The organism is Streptomyces sp. NPDC047049, from assembly GCF_040643995.1.
In the GTDB taxonomy this organism is placed as follows: domain Bacteria; phylum Actinomycetota; class Actinomycetes; order Streptomycetales; family Streptomycetaceae; genus Streptomyces; species Streptomyces mooreae.
In genome coordinates, this window is record NZ_JBEYVM010000007.1 from 208,764 (window position 1) to 226,928 (window position 18,165).

Sequence of the window (18,165 nt, forward strand, 5' to 3'; positions counted from 1 at the left end):
GCGCCCGCACAACGGCGCCCCTACAGGCGAAGATCGTTCAGGAGAGAAAGAGCCACCGGGCCACCGACAGCCGGATCCGCCAGCAGCAGCGGCAGGGCACCGACGCCGGCCTCGACAGCACCGACCCGGGTCGCGCGCGCATCGTCTCAGTGCCCGGTGGAGCCGCCGTTGTCACGGCGGTCGAGGGCGCGCTGGAGAGCGGCCGCGGCGTTCCTGCGGTCGGCGTCGCTGGTCGTACGGGCGGAGTGACGGGTCCTGCGGACGGCAGTCTCAGCCATGATTCACGTCTCCTATGCCAGAGCCCCGAGAACAAATGGGATGCGTCGATCCAGAAGCGGCCGGAAAACGCGGGGGCCTCGGCACGACAGGGGTCACCTGCGCTTGCGCACCGGGCCGCATCCGCATGCGCTCGATCGAGCGTTACGTTCGGCTTCCTACAACGCTAGGACAGCTCGGCCGTGATGTCTGCACAATTACTTGGGCTTCCTACTATCTGAGACGGCCGGCGTGTACTCGAACGAGTGACCTACGGACATTCGCAGGTCGAGGGGTCTCCGGCTCCCTAGCTTGAGGGTGTCGCTTGTGCCGCCCGGCCAAGCCCGCCCACACTTGAGGAGGAGGTGCTGCACCATGACCGCTCTCGCACACGAGGCGCCCGAGATGACGTCCGGACCGGACCTGGACGAGCTCCTGTGGCAGGCATGGAAAGCCATGGAACTCCCAGAGGGCCTTCGCGCCGAGATCGTTGAGGGGTTCATCGAGGTGTCGCCCACTGGTCGCCACAGCCACAGCAAGGTCAGTAATCAGCTACACCGCGAGCTGACCCGGTATCTGGACAGTCAGTCGAGCGCGTTCGTCGTCAACAACGACATAAACGTTGTACACGGACGCAAGGTCTGGATTCCGGACGCAGTCGTCGCTCCCGAAGACGACGACGAGTTCGTCACCGACGACGGCCTCGGCCTCGACGCCCGCTGCGTGGCACTCATCATCGAAGTCGTCTCGCCCGGTCACGATGGGACGCAGCGCGACCGCGTCCGCAAGCGCCGTGCCTACGCCCGCGCCGGCATTCCCCTCTACATCCTCATCGACGCCTACGACGGACACGGCACGATCAGCGTGCTTACCGGCCCCCGTCCCGACGAGGCGATCTACAACAACGAGAACCGCGTGGCATACGGCACCGAAGTAACCATCCCCGAAGGCCCCGCCAAGGGCTTCACCATCACCGAGGCGATCACCGGCCCCCCGCGGAACGCCTGACGCAACGCCGACGGCCCGGCGCCCCCGGGGAGAGGGGAGCCGGGCCGTCGGCGCACGCGGGCGTCAGCCCATGTGCGGGTAGCGGTAGTCCGTCGGCGGGACCAGGGTCTCCTTGATGGAGCGGGTGGAGGTCCAGCGCATCAGGTTCTGCTTGGCGCCGGCCTTGTCATTGGTGCCGGAGGCGCGGCCGCCGCCGAAGGGCTGCTGGCCGACGACGGCGCCGGTCGGCTTGTCGTTGATGTAGAAGTTGCCGGCCGCGAAGCGCAGCAGCTCGCAGGTGCGGGCGGCCTCGGCGCGGTCCTGGGCGATGACGCAACCGGTCAGGCCGTACGCCGAGGCGGACTCCATCTGGGTGAGCATCGCGTCGTAGTCGGCGTCGTCGTAGACGTAGACGCCGAGGATCGGGCCGAAGTACTCGTCCTTGAAGATCTCGTTCTCCGGGTCGGTGGAGACCAGGACCGTCGGGCGGACGAAGTAGCCCTCGCTGTCGTCGTAGGTGCCGCCGGCCACGACCTCGATGGTCGGATCGGCCTTGGCACGGTCGATCGCCGCCTTGTTCTTGGCGAACGAGCGCTCGTCGATGACGGCGGACATGAAGTTCGACAGGTCCGAGACGTCGCCCATGGACAGGGCGTCGACCTCGGCCGCGAACTCCTCCTTGAGACCGTTGTTCCACAGCGAGGCCGGGACGTAGGCGCGGGAGGCCGCGGAGCACTTCTGGCCCTGGAACTCGAAGGCGCCACGGGTCATGGCGGTCTTCAGCACGGCGCGGTCGGCCGAGGGGTGGGCGACGATGAAGTCCTTGCCGCCGGTCTCGCCGACGAGGCGCGGGTAGGTCTTGTAGTTCTCGATGTTGTTGCCGACCGTCTTCCACAGGTACTGGAAGGTCTTGGTCGAACCGGTGAAGTGGATGCCCGCGAGGTCCGGGTGGGTCAGGGCGACCTCGGAGACGTCCTTGCCGTCGCCGGTGACGAGGTTGATGACGCCCTTGGGCAGCCCGGCCTCCTCCAGCAGCTGCATCAGCAGCACGGCGGCGTAGGTCTGCGTCGGGGAGGGCTTCCAGACCACGACGTTGCCCATGAGGGCGGGCGCGGTCGGGAGGTTGCCGGCGATCGCGGTGAAGTTGAAGGGCGTGATCGCGTAGACGAAGCCTTCGAGGGGGCGGTGGTCCGAGCGGTTCCACACGCCCGGGGAGTTCGCCGGGGGCTGCTCGGCGAGGATCTGGCGCGCGAAGTGCACGTTGAAGCGCCAGAAGTCGATGAGCTCACAGGGGGTGTCGATCTCGGCCTGCTGGGCGGTCTTGGACTGGCCGAGCATGGTGGCGGCGGCCATCGTCTCGCGCCAGGGGCCGGAGAGCAGGTCGGCGGCCTTGAGGATGATCGCGGCGCGGTCGTCGAAGGACAGCGCGCGCCAGGCCGGGGCGGCGGCCAGCGCGGCGTCGACCGCGTCCTGGCCGTCCTTGACGGTGGCGTTGGCGTACGTACCGAGCCGGGAGGCGTGGTTGTGCGGCTGTACGACGTCGAAACGCTCGCCGCCGCCCATCCGGCGCTCGCCGCCGATGGTCATCGGCAGCTCGATCGGGTTGTCGGCCAGCTCCTTGAGCTTGGCCTCCAGACGGGAACGCTCCGGGCTGCCGGGGGCGTAGGTGTGGACCGGCTCGTTCACCGGCACGGGGACCTGGGTCACAGCGTCCATAGCGGCCGTGTCTCCTTCGATTTCGCTCGTCGGTTGTCGTACGTCGGTGGTGCGGCCGCGGCCGCGTCGGGTGGGCGGCTGCGGGCGGCGCCGTCCGGGAGGTACCCCGGGCTTCCAGCATCCACCCGCGCCCGCCCGCACGGGGCGGATCAGCCGCGGGTCGCCAGCGACCTCAGGAAGAATCCGAGGTTCGCAGGGCGCTCGGCGAGCCGGCGCATGAAGTATCCGTACCAGTCGGTGCCATAGGGGATGTAGACCCGCATACGGTGCCCGTCGGCGACCAGCCGCTGCTGCTCGCCCTCGCGGATGCCGTACAGCATCTGGAATTCGTAGTCGGCCGGCTTGCGCCCGTTGCGGCGGGCCAGGTCCTGGCCGATGGCCACCATCCGCGGGTCGTGCGACCCGATCATGGGGTAGCCCTCCCCGGCCATCAGGATCTTCAGGCAGCGCACATAGGCCTTGTCGACCTCCCGCTTGTCCTGGAAGGCGACGGTCGCGGGCTCCTTGTACGCGCCCTTGACCAGCCGTACCCGGGAGCCTTCCCCGGCGAGCGCACGGCAGTCGTCCTCGGTACGGAAGAGGTAGGACTGCAGCACCGCGCCCGTCTGGGGAAAGCGCTCCCGCAGGTCGGCGAGGATCGCGAGGGTGGAGTCGACGGTGGTGTGGTCCTCCATGTCGAGGGTCACCGTCGTACCGGCCTCGGCGGCGGCCTCGACCACCGGAGTGACGTTCTTCAGCGCCAGCTCGTGGCCGCCGGCCAGTGCCTGCCCGAAAGCGGACAGCTTGACCGACATCTCGGCCTTGACGCCCAGTCCCTGCTCCTTGAGGGCCGCGGCCAGGTGCAGGTAGGCATCGCGGTTGCGCAGTGCCTCTGCCGGGTCGGTGATGTCCTCGCCGAGGTGGTCGAGGGTGACCTCCAGGCCGCGCGCGGCCAGCGACCGCACGGCCGCCATGGACTCGTCCAGGCGCTCGCCGGCAACGAACCGGTCCACCACGGGGCGGGTGACCGGGGCGGCCGCAACGATGCGGCGGATGCTGTTGCTGCGCGCTGCGGCGAGGAGCACGGGACCCAGCATGGGCACCTCCACGATTCAGGGTGACAAGTACCGGCGGACGCCGGACGGGACGGACGCGTCGGCAAGATTGAGCCACCTGAAACTTAAGGATCCCGCCACTTCCCGGCCATCGACAGCTGTCACGCCTTCGTGGTCGGGATCTCAGACAGATGTATGAGAATGGAGGAGTGAGGACCGGGTCAGTGGTGCCGGTGGCGTGAGAGGTGTCCGAGGTACTGGTGATGCCGGTGGTGCGGTGGCAAGAGGCCGGTGGGGTGACGGCAGGCGACCGGTGGTGCGGTGACAGGCGGCCGGTAGCGACCGGTGGTGTGACGACAGGAGAGGAGCCGGGCGGCGGATGCGGGGCGACTACCAGCAGCTCGTGGACGAGATCTCGGCGGCGCTCGGCGCCCCGGCGACGCTGGAGGACCGGGATTTCGGACTGATCGCGTTCGGCGCGCACGAGGGCGACGACGACGAGGTCATGGACCCCGTGCGGACCCGCTCGATCCTGCAGCGCCGCTCGTCGGCGGCGGTACGGGCCTGGTTCGAGGCGTTCGGGATCGCCCGCGCCCGCACGGCGCTGCGCATCCCCCCGGACCCGGCGGCCGGGGTCTTCAAGGGCCGGATCTGTCTGCCCGTACGCCATCGGGGCGTCGTGCACGGCTATGTCTGGCTGCTGGACGACGGGCATCTGACCGATCTCGAACTGGGCAGCCGTGGCGCACCGCCGGACCCGCGGATCGCCCAGGCGATGGAGACCGCCGCCCGGATCGGCGCGTTGCTGGCCGACGAGGCCCGCGCCGGGTCCGAAATCGGCGATCTGCTGCGGGAGTTGCTGGCCGCCCCGCCTTCCGGACGGCCGGCCGCGGCGGCCGCGCTGAGCGATGCGCTGCGGGACAGCCTGCGCTCCACCCCGGGCATCCCGCTCACCCTGGTCGCGGTGCTGCCCTGGGACACCTCGGACACCGATGTGGCGCCGCTGCCCAGCCTGCCGGGCCTGCTGGCGGCGTGTGCGCTGCCCGCGGGCGGGCCGGCCCTCGCGGCCGGGCGGGCGGACGAGGCGGATGCCGCCGCGCCACCCGGCAGCGGGCCCGCCGGCCGCGCCGGGACGGGCGCCCGTCCGCAGCCCGCGGCCGCCGCACCCGCCCTGGCCGCGCTGGTACGCCTGCGCTCGGCCGGCGCGCTCGCCCCCGCCCATGCGGTGGCCGAACATCTGCTGCGCTCCCCGCGCGCCGGTGCCGTACCGGCCGAGGGCCGGGCGGCCCGCGGCGGCGCGCGCCCCGGCGGCCCCGCCGGGCACCCTCCGCTCCGGCCGGGTGCCGCCGGAATCGGCGCCGGGACACAGGAGTTGGCCGACCTCCCGGCCACCTGGCGAGAAGCGCTGGACGCGGCCCGCGCGGCCCGCGCCGAGCCCCGGCTGGGCCCGGTCACCCAGTGGGACGCCCTCGGCCCGTACCGCATGCTGACCGCGCTGCCGGACTCCGCCCCCGACCCTGCCGTCGGCCCGCTGCTGACCCCCGCGCACGCCGAACTCGCGCGCACCGCCGAGGTGTTCCTCGACTGCGCGGGCCAGGCGAGCCGCACCGCCCAGGCCCTGGGCATCCACCGCCAGACGCTCTACTACCGCCTGGGCCGGGTGGAGAAACTGACCGGCCTCGACCTGGACGACGGCGAGCACCGGCTGCTGCTGCACATGGCACTGAAGGCGGCGCGGCTGTGAGGCGTACGGCCGGGCCGGACGACGGCAACGAGCCCCACCGCCGGGTGCGTCACTTCCGCCTCAGCACCTCGCCCGCGGTGACCCGGCGCAGCGCGGTCGCCAGGTCCTGGCCGGAGGGCATGGTGTCCGGTGTGAGCAGTGACTGGACCATCAGGCCGGTGAGCAGGGCCTGGTAGAAGGAGCCGACGATACGGGCCGCCTCCGGGTCGACCTCGGTGTCCGGCACCCCCTCGAAGGCCGCGACCAGCCCCTCGCCGCCTTCCGGAAGCACCTCGCCGACCGCCTCGCGCAACGCCGCGTCGCGCGGCAGCAGCCCCAGCACCTCGACCTGCGCGGCGATGAACTCCCGTTCCGTGACGATCCGCTGCAGGACCGCGTCCCAGACCGCGGCAAACCGCTCCAGCGGAGCCGCGTCCCCCTTCTCCGTCCCGTCGCCGGCGGCCGGCGCCCGGGTCACACCGGCAGCCCACTCCTCGGTGGACGAGATGATCGCCTGGCGCATCAGGGCGTCCTTGGAACCGTAGTGGTATCCGATGGAGGCGAGGTTGGCGCCGGACGCGGCCACGATGTCGCGGGCGGTGGTGCGCGCGTACCCCTTCTCCAGGAGGCAGCGCTTGGCGCCCTCCAGAAGGTCTTCACGGTGTCCCATGGAGTCAGCCTATCGCCGGACATACGCTCGTACCATACGTCCGTATAAGACGCGCGTATACCTGCCCTTCCCAGGGATGGGGCACCGCGGGCGGCGCTCTCCCGGCCGCGGGCCGGTGCCGGGCGCCCCGCGGCTAGCCGCCCGGTGTGCCGTCGGGGTTCGGGGTTCCGGAGCCGGGATCCGGTGTGCCCCTGGAGCCGGGGTCCGCCGTCTCCCCGGGGCCCGACATGTCGCCGGGGCCCGCCGCACCCCGCCGGGCCATCCCGTAGTGGCGGTAGAGCTCGTCCTCTTCCGAGGGGTCGAGGTGGCCGTCCGCGTCGATCCGCGGCGCGGCCTTGATGGTCTCCTTGGCGTGCGGAACGTGCAGATCGTCGCCGGTCCGACGGACCCCGGCGAGCGGGATGAAGGTCTCCTTCATCCCGAACAGCCCGGTGCGCACCGTGATCCACTCGGGGTCGTTGGTGGCGTCGTCCCGGTAGACCTGCTGGACCTTGCCCACCTTGGCGCCGTCCGCATCGACGACATGCAGCCCGGTCAGGCTCCCGGGGGCGCCGTCCAGGGGTGCCTCCATGGCGTTCCCTCCTTCCGCACGCACCGGCGGGGGCACGCACACTTTCCATTGCGCGACGCCGCCCCCGCGGACGCAACCGGGCCCGGACTCCGCCGAAGCGGGGTCCGGGCCCGGTTGGCCTGCGAAAACCTGCGACTCAGTCGCCGAGGTTCACCGCGCGCACGGAGGTCGCGCCGATCTCCTCGGCGATCTCGGTGAGCACGTTCGGGGGAATCGTGTCGTCGACGGTCAGCGCGACCAGCGCCTCGCCGCCGACATCGGCCCGGGAGACCTGCATCCCGCCGATGTTGATGCCCGCCTCACCCAGGATCCGGCCGACGGTGCCGACGACACCGGGGCGGTCGCTGTAGCGCATGAAGGCCATGTGGTCCGCGAGCGACAGGTCGATGGAGTGCTCGCCGACCGCGACGATCTTCTGGGTGTTCTTGTGGCCCGACAGCGTGCCGGAGATCGACACCTCGTCGCCGCCCGCCAGGGTGCCGCGCACGGTCACCACATTGCGGTGCTCGGGCGACTCGCTGCTGGTCGTCAGCCGCACCTCCACCCCGCGCTCCTGCGCGAACAGCGGGGCGTTGACGTAGGAGACCGTCTCGTCCACGACGTCCTCGAACACGCCCTTGAGCGCGGAGAGTTCGAGCACCTTGACGTCGTGCTGGGTGATCTCGCCGTACACCTCGACATCGAGGCGCATGGCGACCTCGCCGGCCAGCGCGGTGAAGATCCGGCCCAGGCGCTCGGCCAGCGGCAGGCCCGGCTTGACGTCCTCGGCGATCACGCCGCCCTGGACGTTGACCGCGTCCGGCACCAGCTCGCCGGCCAGCGCGAGCCGCACCGACTTGGCGACCGAGATGCCGGCCTTCTCCTGCGCCTCCCCCGTCGAGGCACCGAGGTGCGGGGTGGCGACGACCTGGTCGAACTCGAAGAGCGGCGAGTCGGTGCAGGGCTCGGTCGCGTAGACGTCGAGGCCCGCGCCGGCCACCCGGCCCTCCTTCAGCGCGGTGGCCAGCGCCGCCTCGTCGACGATCCCGCCACGGGCGGCGTTGACGATCCGGACGGACGGCTTGACCTTGTGCAGCGCCTCGTCGCCGATGAGGCCGACGGTCTCGGGCGTCTTGGGGAGGTGGACGGTGATGAAGTCCGCGACCTCCAGCAGCTCGTCCAGGCTCAGCAGCTTGACGCCCATCTGCGCGGCACGGGCCGGCTGGACGTAGGGGTCGTAGGCGACGACCTTCATACCGAAGGCCGACATGCGCTGCGCGACCAGGACGCCGATCCGGCCGAGGCCGACCACGCCGAGGGTCTTCTCGCTGAGCTCGACACCGGTGTACTTGCTGCGCTTCCACTCGCCGTTCTTCAGGGCGGTGTTGGCCTGCGGGATGTTGCGGGCCGTGGCCACCAGCAGACCGCAGGCGAGCTCGGCGGCGGTGACGATGTTGGAGGTCGGGGCGTTGACGACCATCACGCCGGCCTTGGTGGCGGCGGAGACGTCGACGTTGTCCAGGCCCACGCCCGCGCGGGCGACGACCCTGAGCTTCCTGGCGGCGGCGATGGCCTCGGCGTCGATCTTCGTCGCGCTGCGCACGAGGACGGCGTCGACATCGGCGATGGCGGGCAGCAGCTCCGCGCGGTCCGCGCCGTTGCAGTGCCGGATCTCGAAGTCCGGACCGAGGGCGTCGACGGTGGCGGGCGACAGCTCTTCAGCGATCAGTACGACTGGTTTCGGGCTCACGTGCTCTTCAGTCCTCACTAGTCCTGGGGGTACCTCCCACGCCCTCAAGGCTGTGGGGGGAGGGCGGCCGTCCCGACGGCCGAAGGCGGTGAAGGGGGAAAGCCGCGTGGAAGACGCACGACGCTGTGAGCCTGACGCGCTTGTGATTGGCAAGTGTAGTGGCGGTGGGGGGCGCGTCCTGTGCCGGTGCGTAAGGATCACCCGTGCGTGGTTCGACGCGGCGGACAAGGCGCTCCGGCAGCCGGCCGGGCGCATGGACGAGGGGGCCGCGAGCAGTTTCGCGGCCCCCTGTCCGTTCGGCTTACGCCTCGTCGTCCACCCAGCTCATCAGCTTGCGCAGCTGCTTGCCGGTGGTCTCCAGGAGGTGGTCCTCGTCGGCCTTCTTGTACTCGTTGTACTTCGGCAGACCGGCGTTGTACTCCGCCATCCAGTTGTTGGCGAAGGTGCCGTCCTGGATCTCGGCGAGCACCTTCTTCATCTCGGCCTTGGTGTTCTCGTTGATGATCCGCGGGCCGGTGATGTAATCGCCCCACTCGGCGGTCTCGGAGACCGACCAGCGCATCTTCTCCAGGCCGCCCTCGTACATCAGGTCCACGATCAGCTTCAGCTCGTGGAGGCACTCGAAGTACGCGATCTCGGGCTGGTAGCCCGCCTCGACCAGGGTCTCGAAGCCGGCCTTGACCAGCGCCGAGGCGCCACCGCACAGGACGGCCTGCTCACCGAACAGGTCGGTCTCGGTCTCCTCGGTGAAGGTGGTCTTGATGACGCCGGCGCGGGTGCCGCCGATGCCCTTGGCGTAGGAGAGCGCGAGCGCGAAGGCGTTGCCGCTCGCGTCCTGCTCGACGCCCGCGATGCACGGGACGCCGCGGCCCTCCTCGTACTGGCGGCGGACCAGGTGGCCCGGGCCCTTGGGGGCGACGAGGGCGACGTCCACGCCGGCCGGGGGCTTGATGAAGCCGTAGCGGATGTTGAGGCCGTGGCCGAAGAACAGCGCGTCGCCGTCCTTGAGGTGGTCCTTGATGGACTCCTCGTAGACCTTGGCCTGGATCGGGTCCGGCACCAGGATCATGATGACGTCGGCCTCGGCGGCCGCCTCCGCGGGCGTCACCACGCGCAGGCCCTGCTCCTCGGCCTTGGCCTTGGACTTGGAGCCCTCGTGCAGACCGACGCGCACATCGACACCCGAGTCGCGCAGGGACAGCGCGTGGGCGTGGCCCTGGCTCCCGTAGCCGATGACCGCGACCTTGCGGTTCTGGATGATGGACAGGTCGGCATCGTCGTCGTAGAACAGCTCGGCCACTTCGGGTATCTCCTTGGATCTAGCGGGTGCCCACACAGTACGTCGGGCGGGGTGAGGAAAGGCGGTGGGTCTCGCCATACGGTCCGGTCGGACCGCAGGGTCAGGCCGAACGGTCCAGTGCGCGCAGCGAGCGGTCGGTGATGGACCGGGCACCGCGGCCTATGGCGATGGTCCCGGACTGCACCAGCTCCTTGATGCCGAACGGCTCCAGCATCTTGAGCATCGCCTCCAGCTTTTCACTGGATCCGGTGGCCTCGATGGTGACGGCCTCGGGCGAGACGTCCACGGTCTTGGCGCGGAAGAGCTGGACGATCTCGACGATCTGCGAGCGCGTCTCGTTGTCGGCGCGGACCTTCACCAGGACCAGTTCGCGCTGGATCGCGGCGCCCGGCTCCAGCTCGACGATCTTCAGGACGTTGACGAGCTTGTTGAGCTGCTTGGTGACCTGCTCCAGCGGCAGCGACTCGACGCTGACCACGATGGTGATGCGGGAGATGTCGGGGTGCTCGGTGACCCCGACCGCGAGCGAGTCGATGTTGAAGCCGCGGCGGGAGAACAGCGCGGCGATCCTGGCGAGGATGCCGGGGGTGTTCTCCACCAGGACGGAGAGCGTGTGCTTGGACATGGTCTTCTCTCTTCTTCCGTGCGTCCGTGACGTCCTGGGCTCAGTCGTCTTCGCTGTCGCCGAAGTCGGGACGCACGCCCCGGGCGGCCATGACCTCGTCGTTGGAGGTGCCGGCGGCGACCATCGGCCACACCTGGGCGTCCTCGTGCACGATGAAGTCGATCACGACCGGGCGGTCGTTGATGGCGTTGGCTTTGGCGATGACCGCGTCCAGCTCGGCCGGGTCCTCACAGCGCATCGCCACGCACCCCATCGCCTCGGCCAGCTTCACGAAGTCCGGGATCCGGGTGCCGGCGCTCGGCTGCTTGCCGTCGGCGTCGGGGCCGGAGTGGAGCACGGTGTTGGAGTAGCGCTGGTTGTAGAAGAGGGTCTGCCACTGGCGGACCATGCCCAGCGCACCGTTGTTGATGATCGCGACCTTGACCGGGATGTTGTTCAGCGCGCAGGTGACCAGCTCCTGGTTGGTCATCTGGAAGCAGCCGTCGCCGTCGATCGCCCAGACCGTACGGTCCGGGCGGCCGGCCTTGGCGCCCATCGCGGCGGGGACGGCGTAGCCCATCGTCCCGGCGCCGCCGGAGTTCAGCCAGGTCGAGGGCTGTTCGTAGCCGATGAAGTGGGCGGCCCACATCTGGTGCTGGCCGACGCCCGCGGCGTAGATGGTGTCGGCGGGGGCGAGCTGCCCGATCCGCTCGATGACCTGCTGCGGGGAGAGGCTGCCGTCCTCGGGCAGGTCGTAGCCGAGCGGGTAGGTCTCCCGCCAGCGGTTGAGGTCCTTCCACCAAGCGGTGTAGTCACCCTTGTGGCCGGCGTCGTGCTCGGCCTGGACGGCGACGATCAGGTCGGCGATGACCTCACGGGCGTCGCCGACGATCGGCACGTCCGCGGCGCGGTTCTTGCCGATCTCCGCGGGGTCGATGTCCGCGTGGACGACCTTGGCGTACGGCGCGAAGGAGTCCAGCTTGCCGGTGACGCGGTCGTCGAAGCGGGCGCCGAGGGTGATCAGCAGGTCCGACTTCTGCAGCGCGGTGACGGCGGTGACCGCACCGTGCATCCCGGGCATGCCGACGTGCTGCGGGTGGCTGTCGGGGAAGGCGCCCAGGGCCATCAGGGTGGTGGTGACGGGGGCGCCGGTCAGCTCGGCGAGCACCTTCAGCTCGGCGGTGGCGCCGGCCTTGATCACGCCGCCGCCGACGTAGAGCACCGGGCGCTTGGACTCGGCGATCAGCCGGGCGGCCTCGCGGATCTGCTTGGCGTGCGGCTTGGTCACCGGGCGGTAGCCGGGCAGCTCGGTGTGCGGCGGCCAGACGAAGGTGGTCCGGGCCTGGAGGGCGTCCTTGGCGATGTCGACCAGGACCGGGCCGGGGCGGCCGGTGGCCGCGATGTGGAACGCCTCCGCGATCGTCCGGGGGATCTCGGCGGGGTCGGTGACCAGGAAGTTGTGCTTGGTGATCGGCATCGTGATGCCGCAGATGTCCGCCTCCTGGAAGGCGTCCGTGCCGATCGCCTTGGACGCGACCTGACCGGTGATCGCCACCATCGGGACGGAGTCCATATGGGCGTCGGCGATCGGGGTGACGAGGTTGGTGGCGCCGGGGCCCGAGGTCGCCATGCAGACGCCGACCTTGCCGGTGGCCTGGGCGTAGCCGGTGGCCGCGTGGCCTGCGCCCTGCTCATGGCGCACCAGGACGTGCCGGACCTTCGAGGAGTCCATCATCGGGTCGTACGCAGGAAGGATCGCACCGCCGGGAATGCCGAACACGGTGTCGGCCCCGACCTCCTCGAGCGAACGGATCAGCGACTGCGCACCCGTGACGTGCTCGACGGCGGCGGGCTGCTGCGGTCCGCCGGAGTGACGGGCCCGCGGCTGCGGATGGTGGGCCCCGGAGGCCTGCTCGGTCATCTGCGTCTCTTCTCGAAGCTGAGGGTTTTGACGGATATGTGAGGTTGCTGTGCAACAAAAAACCCCCCGTGCCAGGTGGCAAGCGAGGGGAGCGCGTCGGTGTGCGAGTCGGGTTTCGTCAGTGACCCGGCCTCAGCCGACGCGCTTTCCAAGTACGAGAATTCGGGTGCGCATGGCACAGACCCTCCCCCCGCCGTGCACCGAGTGTCAAGTGGGTGGGACGGAGGTCTCACTATTTGAGCGCAATGGCGGATGCATGAGCGAATCCGGACCGGCCGGTCCGCCGTGCCGGACGGGCAGTCCGCTGCCGGTGAGCACCACGGCCCGGCTCTGGCCCGGCAGGTCCGGCACCGGGTAGTGGGCGTGCGTCAGGGACCGCCGCAGCCGGTGTTCGTCGAGCGGCCCCGAGAAGGCCATGCCCATGCCGTGCGTGCAGCCCATGGAGCGCAGCGCGAGGACCTGCTCGGGCAGATCGACGCCGTCGGCGACGGACTGCATCCCCAGGTCTCCGGCGATCCGCAGCAGCCCTGCGGTGATCTTGTGCAGCCGGGCGGACTCCACCACTCCGTCGACCAGCCCGCGGTCCAGCCGCAGGACGTCGACCGGAAGCCGGCGCAGCGCGCTGATGGCGGCGTATCCGCTGCCGAAGCCGTCCAGGGCGATCCGTACGCCGAGGCGGCGCAGCGCGACCAGCCGGCGCTCCAGGTCGTCGAGCGGGATGCGGGAGTCGCTGTCGGACAGCTCCAGGACCAGCGCCCGCGAGGGCAGGCCGTGCCGGGTGAGCAGCGACTCGACGCCCTTGGGGGACAGTGCGTGGTCCAGCAGCCGGCGGGCGGAGAGCCGGACCGCGACCGGGACCGGGTAGCCCGCGCGGTGGCGCACCGCGGCCTGCTCGACGGCCGCCTCCAGCTGCCACCGGTCCAGCTCCGCGGCGCGCTCGCCGTCGTCGGTGAACCGGCCGCGGTCGCCGACCCGCAGGAATTCGGCGGGGGTGAAGAGGATGCCCTGGGCGGAGCGCCAGCGGGCGTGGGCCGCGACCGCGGTGACCCGGCCGCCGGCCAGCTCCACCACCGGCTGGTGCAGCAGCGTGAACGCCCCGTCGTGCAGGGCCGTACGCAGCTTGGTGGCGAGCTCGGCACGGTGTGCCACCTCGCTCTGCATCTGGGGTGCGTACAGCTCCACCCGGCCCTTGCCGGCCTGCTTGGCGCGGTACATCGCCAGGTCGGCGTTGCGCAGCAGGCCGGCGGGGCTCACCCCGGGGTCGGCGAAGGCTACGCCGATGCTGGCCGCCACCCGGACGTCCCGGCCGTCGATGCGGTAGGGCTCGGAGAGCTTGATGCGCAGCCGGTCGGCGATCTCGTGGATACGGAATTCGCGGGCGGCGCGGTCGCGGGTGCCGTCGCCGGTGATCAGCGCGGCGAACTCGTCGCCGCCCAGGCGCGCCGCTATGTCCCCGGAGCGCACCGAGTCACCGAGCCGGCGGGCGGCCTGCACCAGCAGTTCGTCACCGGCCTGATGGCCGATGGTGTCGTTGACCTGCTTGAAGCCGTCGAGGTCGATGTAGAGCACGGCGGTGTCGTGGTCGCTGGCCCGGCGGCCGGTGACGGCCTGGGTGACGCGTTCGGTGAACAGCGCGCGGTTGGGCAGGTCGGTGAGCGCGTCGTGGGAGGCGTTGTGCTGGAGCTGGGCCTGCAGCCGGACGCGTTCGGTGACATCGCGGGAGTTGAAGATCAGGCCGCCGTGGTGGCGGTTGACCGTGGATTCGACGTTCAGCCAGCCGTCGCCGCCGGAGCGCTGTTCGCCCGCGCGGAAGCGGCATTCGATCCGGGTGGTGGGTTCGTCCTCGGGGGCGGCGGCGAGGAATCTGCGGACCTCGTGGACCACCCGGCCCAGGTCTTCGGGGTGGATCAGCGAGGCCAGTTCGGAGCCGACCAGTTCCTCGGCGTCGCGCCCGTAGACCCCGGCCGCCGCCGGGCTCACATAGCGCAGCACACCGGTCGGGGCGGCGATCATGATGACGTCGCTGGAGCCCTGCACCAGCGAGCGGAAGTGGTTCTCCTTCTGCGCCAGCTCCTGGGTGAGGGTGATGTTGTCGAGCAGCATGATGCCCTGGCGGACGACCAGCGCCAGCACGACCGTGCAGCCGGTGAAGAGCACCACGCGGTCGATGCGGCGCCCGTCGAGGACGTTGGTGAGGATGCCGAGCGTGCAGACGGCGGCGGCGAGATACGGGGTGAGCGCGGCGAGCGAGCCCGCGATGGGGCGGCTGCCGTGCGGCGGGACCCGGCGGGCGGGCTTGACGTCCTCCTCGGGGCACTCCTCGCCCGCGCGGCGGGCGACCCAGGGTGCGTACGCGAGCAGCATCGAGCCGGCGAACCAGCCGGCGTCCAGGATCTGTCCGGAGCGGTAGTGCTCGCGCAGCAGCGGCGAGCTGAACAGGGCGTCGCACAGCACCGTCAGTGCCAGGGCCGCGACGGCGGTGTTGATGGCCGAGCGGTGCACCGAGGAGCGCCGGAAGTGCAGCGCGAGCACCATGCTCACCAGCACGATGTCCAGCAGCGGGTAGGCCAGCGACAGCGCGCTCTGCGCCACGCTGCGGCCCTGGAAGTGGGCGGTGTGGGCGAGCGCGAGGCTCCATGAGAGGGTGACCAGCGATCCCGCGATCAGCCAGGAGTCGAGGCCCAGGCAGACCCAGCCGGCCCTGGTCACCGGCCTCTTGGCGAGCACCAGCAGACCGACGATGGCGGGTGGCGCGAACAGCAGGAAGCAGAAGTCGGCCAGGCAGGGGCTGGGGACCGTGGTGCCCTGGATGACCTCGTACCAGCCCCAGACGCCGTTGCCGAGACCGGCCATGCCGGACGAGGCGGCGAACAGCATCCATGCCGGACGGAACCGGGTGCGGCGCTTGCGGGCGTACAGACCACAGGAGAAGGCCGCCAGGAACGCCGCGAAGCTGAGGCCGAAGTCCCCCATGATCGCGGCTACTTCGGGCGACCCCCAGCCGAAGGCGGCACCGACGGCATAGCCGCCGCAGAGCACGGCGAGGACGATCTGCGGCCCCACACCCGGTGGGTTGCCGGCCGGTGCCGGTGGCCGCGAGAGCATCGCCCCGGGGGCGCTCACCGGACTCTTCCCCTCGTCCGTACCGGGCGCCGCGTCGTCCGTACCGGGCATCGCGAGCGGTGCGCCTGCGGGCCTCGCAGTATCCCCGTGGGCGGTCGTGGATCGCGCTTTTCGCGAATCATCCATCGGCTGTACATCGCCCGTCGCCCCCCTCGAGTTCCGGATCTTTCGCAACGCGCCGCGTCCTTCCCGGCGTCGTCCCCGCTCGGGACGATACACCAGTTCCGTCACTCAGGGACATAGCGCCTCTACGGAGCGTGACTGTCAGCGAAGGGCGAACACGCTTCGCAGTCGTACGGCCCCGTACTGCTACGCGCAAGCGGTCAATCGGCGGTGGCGACCACGTTCCGCAGGGGCTCGCCGGCCGCGAAAAGCGTCAACTGATCGCGCAGCAGCCGCTTCGCACGGGGCAGGAAGGCAGAGCTGGGGCCACCGACGTGTGGAGTGATGAGTACGCCCGGAGCGTGCCACAGCGGATGCCCGGGGGGCAGGGGTTCCGGATCGGTGACATCGAGTGCGGCGCGCAGCCGTCCGGATTCCAGTTCGGCGAGCAGCGCGCTGGTGTCGACGATCTGGCCGCGCGCGATGTTCACGAGCAGTGCGCCGTCCTTCATCCGCGCCAGGAAATCGGGTCCGACCAGGCCACGCGTCGTATCGGTGAGCGGAGTCGCCAGCACGACCACGTCCGCATCGGGCAGGAGGGCGGACAGTTCGGAGAGTGGATGCACGAGGCCGCGCACAGTGTCACGCGCGGTGCGCGCGACGCGCGTCACCCGCGCACACTCAAAGGGTGTGAGCCGGTCTTCGATGGCACTGCCGATCGAACCATAGCCCACAATGAGGACCGACTTGTCGGCGAGCGCCGGCCGGAAGCCGTGCCGCCACTCCCCCGCGTCCTGGCCCCGTACGAAGCCCGGGACGTCGCGCAGCGCGGCGAGGATCAGAGTGAGCGCCAGCTCTGCGGTGCTGGCGTCGTGCAGCCCCCGCGCGTTGCACAGTTGGGCTCCGGACGGCATCCGCGCCAGTCCCGGGAGCATGGTGTCGACACCGGCGGTGAGCGTCTGCACCACCCTCACACGGCTCATCCGGGACAGCGGGCGCAGGCTGGTCTCCGTGTCCTTCATGTAGGGGACGGCGTAGAAGGCGCAGCGGGCCGGGTCGGCCGGGTAGTCGGGGCCCGCGTCCCAGTGGACGTAGCGGAGGCCGCCGGGGAGGCCGTCGATCTCGTCGGGCGGGATCGGGAGCCATACGTCATGCGCATCGGTGCGCTGGTCTGCGGTTGCCATGGCCGCAGGCTATGCGAAGAGACGTTCTGCTCAGACGTTAGTTTGGTCTGGCCCTTGATCGGGGGCGAGGGGACGGAGGCAGAGCCAGGTGGAGCGCAGGACAATCGGTGCGGCGACTCTCGACGTGGGCGCCATCGGGCTCGGCTGTATGCCGATGAGCTGGGGGTACACCGAGTCGCAGCGCAGCTTGGACAGCTCGCTGCGGGCCGTGCACACCGCGCTGGACCGGGGGTGCAGCCTGCTGGACACCGCCGATATGTACGGCCCGTTCACCAACGAGCTGCTGGTGGGGCGGGTGCTCAGGGAGCGGCGGGCGGAGGCGTTCGTCTCGACGAAGTGCGGGCTGCTGGTGGGTGAGCAGCACATCGTCGCCAACGGGCGGCCCGGCTACGTCAAGCGCGCCTGCGACGCCTCGCTGCGGCGGCTGCAGACCGACCGTATCGACCTTTACCAGCTGCACCGGGCCGACCCCGAGGTGCCCGTCGAGGAGACCTGGGGAGCGATGGCGGAGCTGGTGGCGGCGGGGAAGGTGCGGTCGCTGGGGCTGTGTGCGGTGGGCGCGCAGGCGGTACGGCCGTCCCGCGCGGCCCGTACGGAGCGGCGCCCGGCGGGCGGCGGGGCGCGGCCCCGCTCCCGGATGCACGACGGCACGCTGGCCCAACTGGAGCGCATCCAGCAGGTGTTCCCCGTCAGCAGCGTGCAGGCGGAGCTGTCGGTGTGGTCGCCGGAGGCGCTGGAGGAGCTGCTGCCGTGGTGTGAGTCGCGGGGGGTCGGTTTCCTCGCCGCGATGCCGCTGGGGAACGGCTATCTGACCGGCACCCTCACCCCGGGGCAGGGCTTCGAACGGGAGGACATACGGGCCCGCCACCCCCGGTTCACCGCCGAGATGATGGCCGCGAACCAGCCGGTGGTGGCGGGGCTGCGGCGGGTCGGCGCCCGGTACGGTGCCACGCCGGGGCAGGTGGCGCTGGCGTGGGTACTGGCGCAGGGCCGGCATGTGGTGCCGGTGCCGGGCACGAAGAAGGAACGCTGGGCCGCGCAGAACGCCAAGGCCGCACAGCTGACACTGACCCGCGCGGACCTGGCGGAGATCGCCGCGCTGCCACCGGCGCGCGGGTCCTGGTACTGAACGGGGCCTCCCCGGTGCGGGGAGGGCGGCGCGGCGCGGAAGGCCCCGCGTGTCCCGCTCGCGGCGCGGCCGCCCCGACCGGATCATGGCAGGTGGGAGTGGCGCCGGAACGGACAA

General features: G+C 70.9%; 13 protein-coding genes and 1 pseudogene. 3 read left to right on the forward strand and 11 right to left on the reverse strand.

The window, feature by feature from the left end:
* Positions 1–146: 146 nt before the first annotated feature.
* The gene (locus ABZ851_RS18955) at positions 147–278 is read right to left on the reverse strand and encodes a hypothetical protein (protein ID WP_088800221.1); all 132 of its coding nucleotides are present in this window, start codon (positions 276–278) and stop codon (positions 147–149) included.
* 352 nt (positions 279–630) lie between these two features.
* Between ABZ851_RS18955 and ABZ851_RS18960 the strand changes: the two genes are divergently transcribed.
* Positions 631–1,263, forward strand: coding sequence for a Uma2 family endonuclease (locus ABZ851_RS18960; protein ID WP_361128629.1), 633 nt, complete (start codon positions 631–633; stop codon positions 1,261–1,263).
* Positions 1,264–1,326: 63 nt separating this feature from the next.
* On the opposite strand, the gene pruA is transcribed toward ABZ851_RS18960, so the two are convergent.
* Positions 1,327–2,958, reverse strand: coding sequence for an L-glutamate gamma-semialdehyde dehydrogenase (pruA, locus tag ABZ851_RS18965; RefSeq protein ID WP_336050081.1), 1,632 nt, complete (start codon positions 2,956–2,958; stop codon positions 1,327–1,329).
* A gap of 149 nt (positions 2,959–3,107) precedes the next feature.
* Complete coding sequence (locus tag ABZ851_RS18970) at positions 3,108–4,034, reverse strand: proline dehydrogenase family protein (protein WP_088800219.1); 927 nt, start codon at positions 4,032–4,034, stop codon at positions 3,108–3,110.
* A 337-nt stretch (positions 4,035–4,371) separates the two neighbouring features.
* Between ABZ851_RS18970 and ABZ851_RS18975 the strand changes: the two genes are divergently transcribed.
* Complete coding sequence (locus ABZ851_RS18975; protein WP_361128633.1) at positions 4,372–5,736, forward strand: helix-turn-helix domain-containing protein; 1,365 nt, start codon at positions 4,372–4,374, stop codon at positions 5,734–5,736.
* 49 nt (positions 5,737–5,785) lie between these two features.
* Here the strand turns inward: ABZ851_RS18975 and ABZ851_RS18980 are convergent, their stop codons facing one another.
* The 8 genes and pseudogenes from ABZ851_RS18980 to ABZ851_RS19015 all read right to left on the reverse strand — a co-directional run bounded on the left by ABZ851_RS18980 (position 5,786) and on the right by ABZ851_RS19015 (position 16,919).
* A complete protein-coding gene (locus ABZ851_RS18980; RefSeq protein WP_361128636.1) occupies positions 5,786–6,385 on the reverse strand; it encodes a TetR/AcrR family transcriptional regulator in 600 nt (199 codons plus the stop codon).
* A 250-nt stretch (positions 6,386–6,635) separates the two neighbouring features.
* A pseudogene (locus ABZ851_RS18985) lies at positions 6,636–6,956 on the reverse strand (PRC-barrel domain-containing protein); the annotation flags it as partial.
* Between the two features lie 136 nt (positions 6,957–7,092).
* The gene (gene serA, locus ABZ851_RS18990; protein WP_361128639.1) at positions 7,093–8,685 is read right to left on the reverse strand and encodes a phosphoglycerate dehydrogenase; all 1,593 of its coding nucleotides are present in this window, start codon (positions 8,683–8,685) and stop codon (positions 7,093–7,095) included.
* A gap of 301 nt (positions 8,686–8,986) precedes the next feature.
* On the reverse strand, positions 8,987–9,985 hold the full coding sequence (gene ilvC / locus ABZ851_RS18995; RefSeq protein ID WP_088800215.1) for a ketol-acid reductoisomerase: 999 nt from the start codon (positions 9,983–9,985) through the stop codon (positions 8,987–8,989).
* 100 nt (positions 9,986–10,085) lie between these two features.
* Positions 10,086–10,610, reverse strand: a complete 525-nt coding sequence (gene ilvN / locus ABZ851_RS19000) for an acetolactate synthase small subunit (protein WP_030816355.1) — start codon at positions 10,608–10,610, stop codon at positions 10,086–10,088.
* A gap of 40 nt (positions 10,611–10,650) precedes the next feature.
* A complete protein-coding gene (locus ABZ851_RS19005; protein ID WP_361128644.1) occupies positions 10,651–12,510 on the reverse strand; it encodes an acetolactate synthase large subunit in 1,860 nt (619 codons plus the stop codon).
* A gap of 207 nt (positions 12,511–12,717) precedes the next feature.
* Entirely contained in the window at positions 12,718–15,615 is a 2,898-nt protein-coding gene (locus ABZ851_RS19010; protein ID WP_361128930.1) for an EAL domain-containing protein, read from the reverse strand.
* A 341-nt stretch (positions 15,616–15,956) separates the two neighbouring features.
* Positions 15,957–16,919: a 2-hydroxyacid dehydrogenase gene (locus ABZ851_RS19015; protein ID WP_361128647.1), complete on the reverse strand. Its 963-nt coding sequence runs from the start codon at positions 16,917–16,919 to the stop codon at positions 15,957–15,959.
* 88 nt (positions 16,920–17,007) lie between these two features.
* On the opposite strand from ABZ851_RS19015, the gene ABZ851_RS19020 reads away from it, so the two are divergent.
* Entirely contained in the window at positions 17,008–18,048 is a 1,041-nt protein-coding gene (locus ABZ851_RS19020; RefSeq protein WP_361128650.1) for an aldo/keto reductase, read from the forward strand.
* The last annotated feature ends 117 nt before the right edge of the window (positions 18,049–18,165 follow it).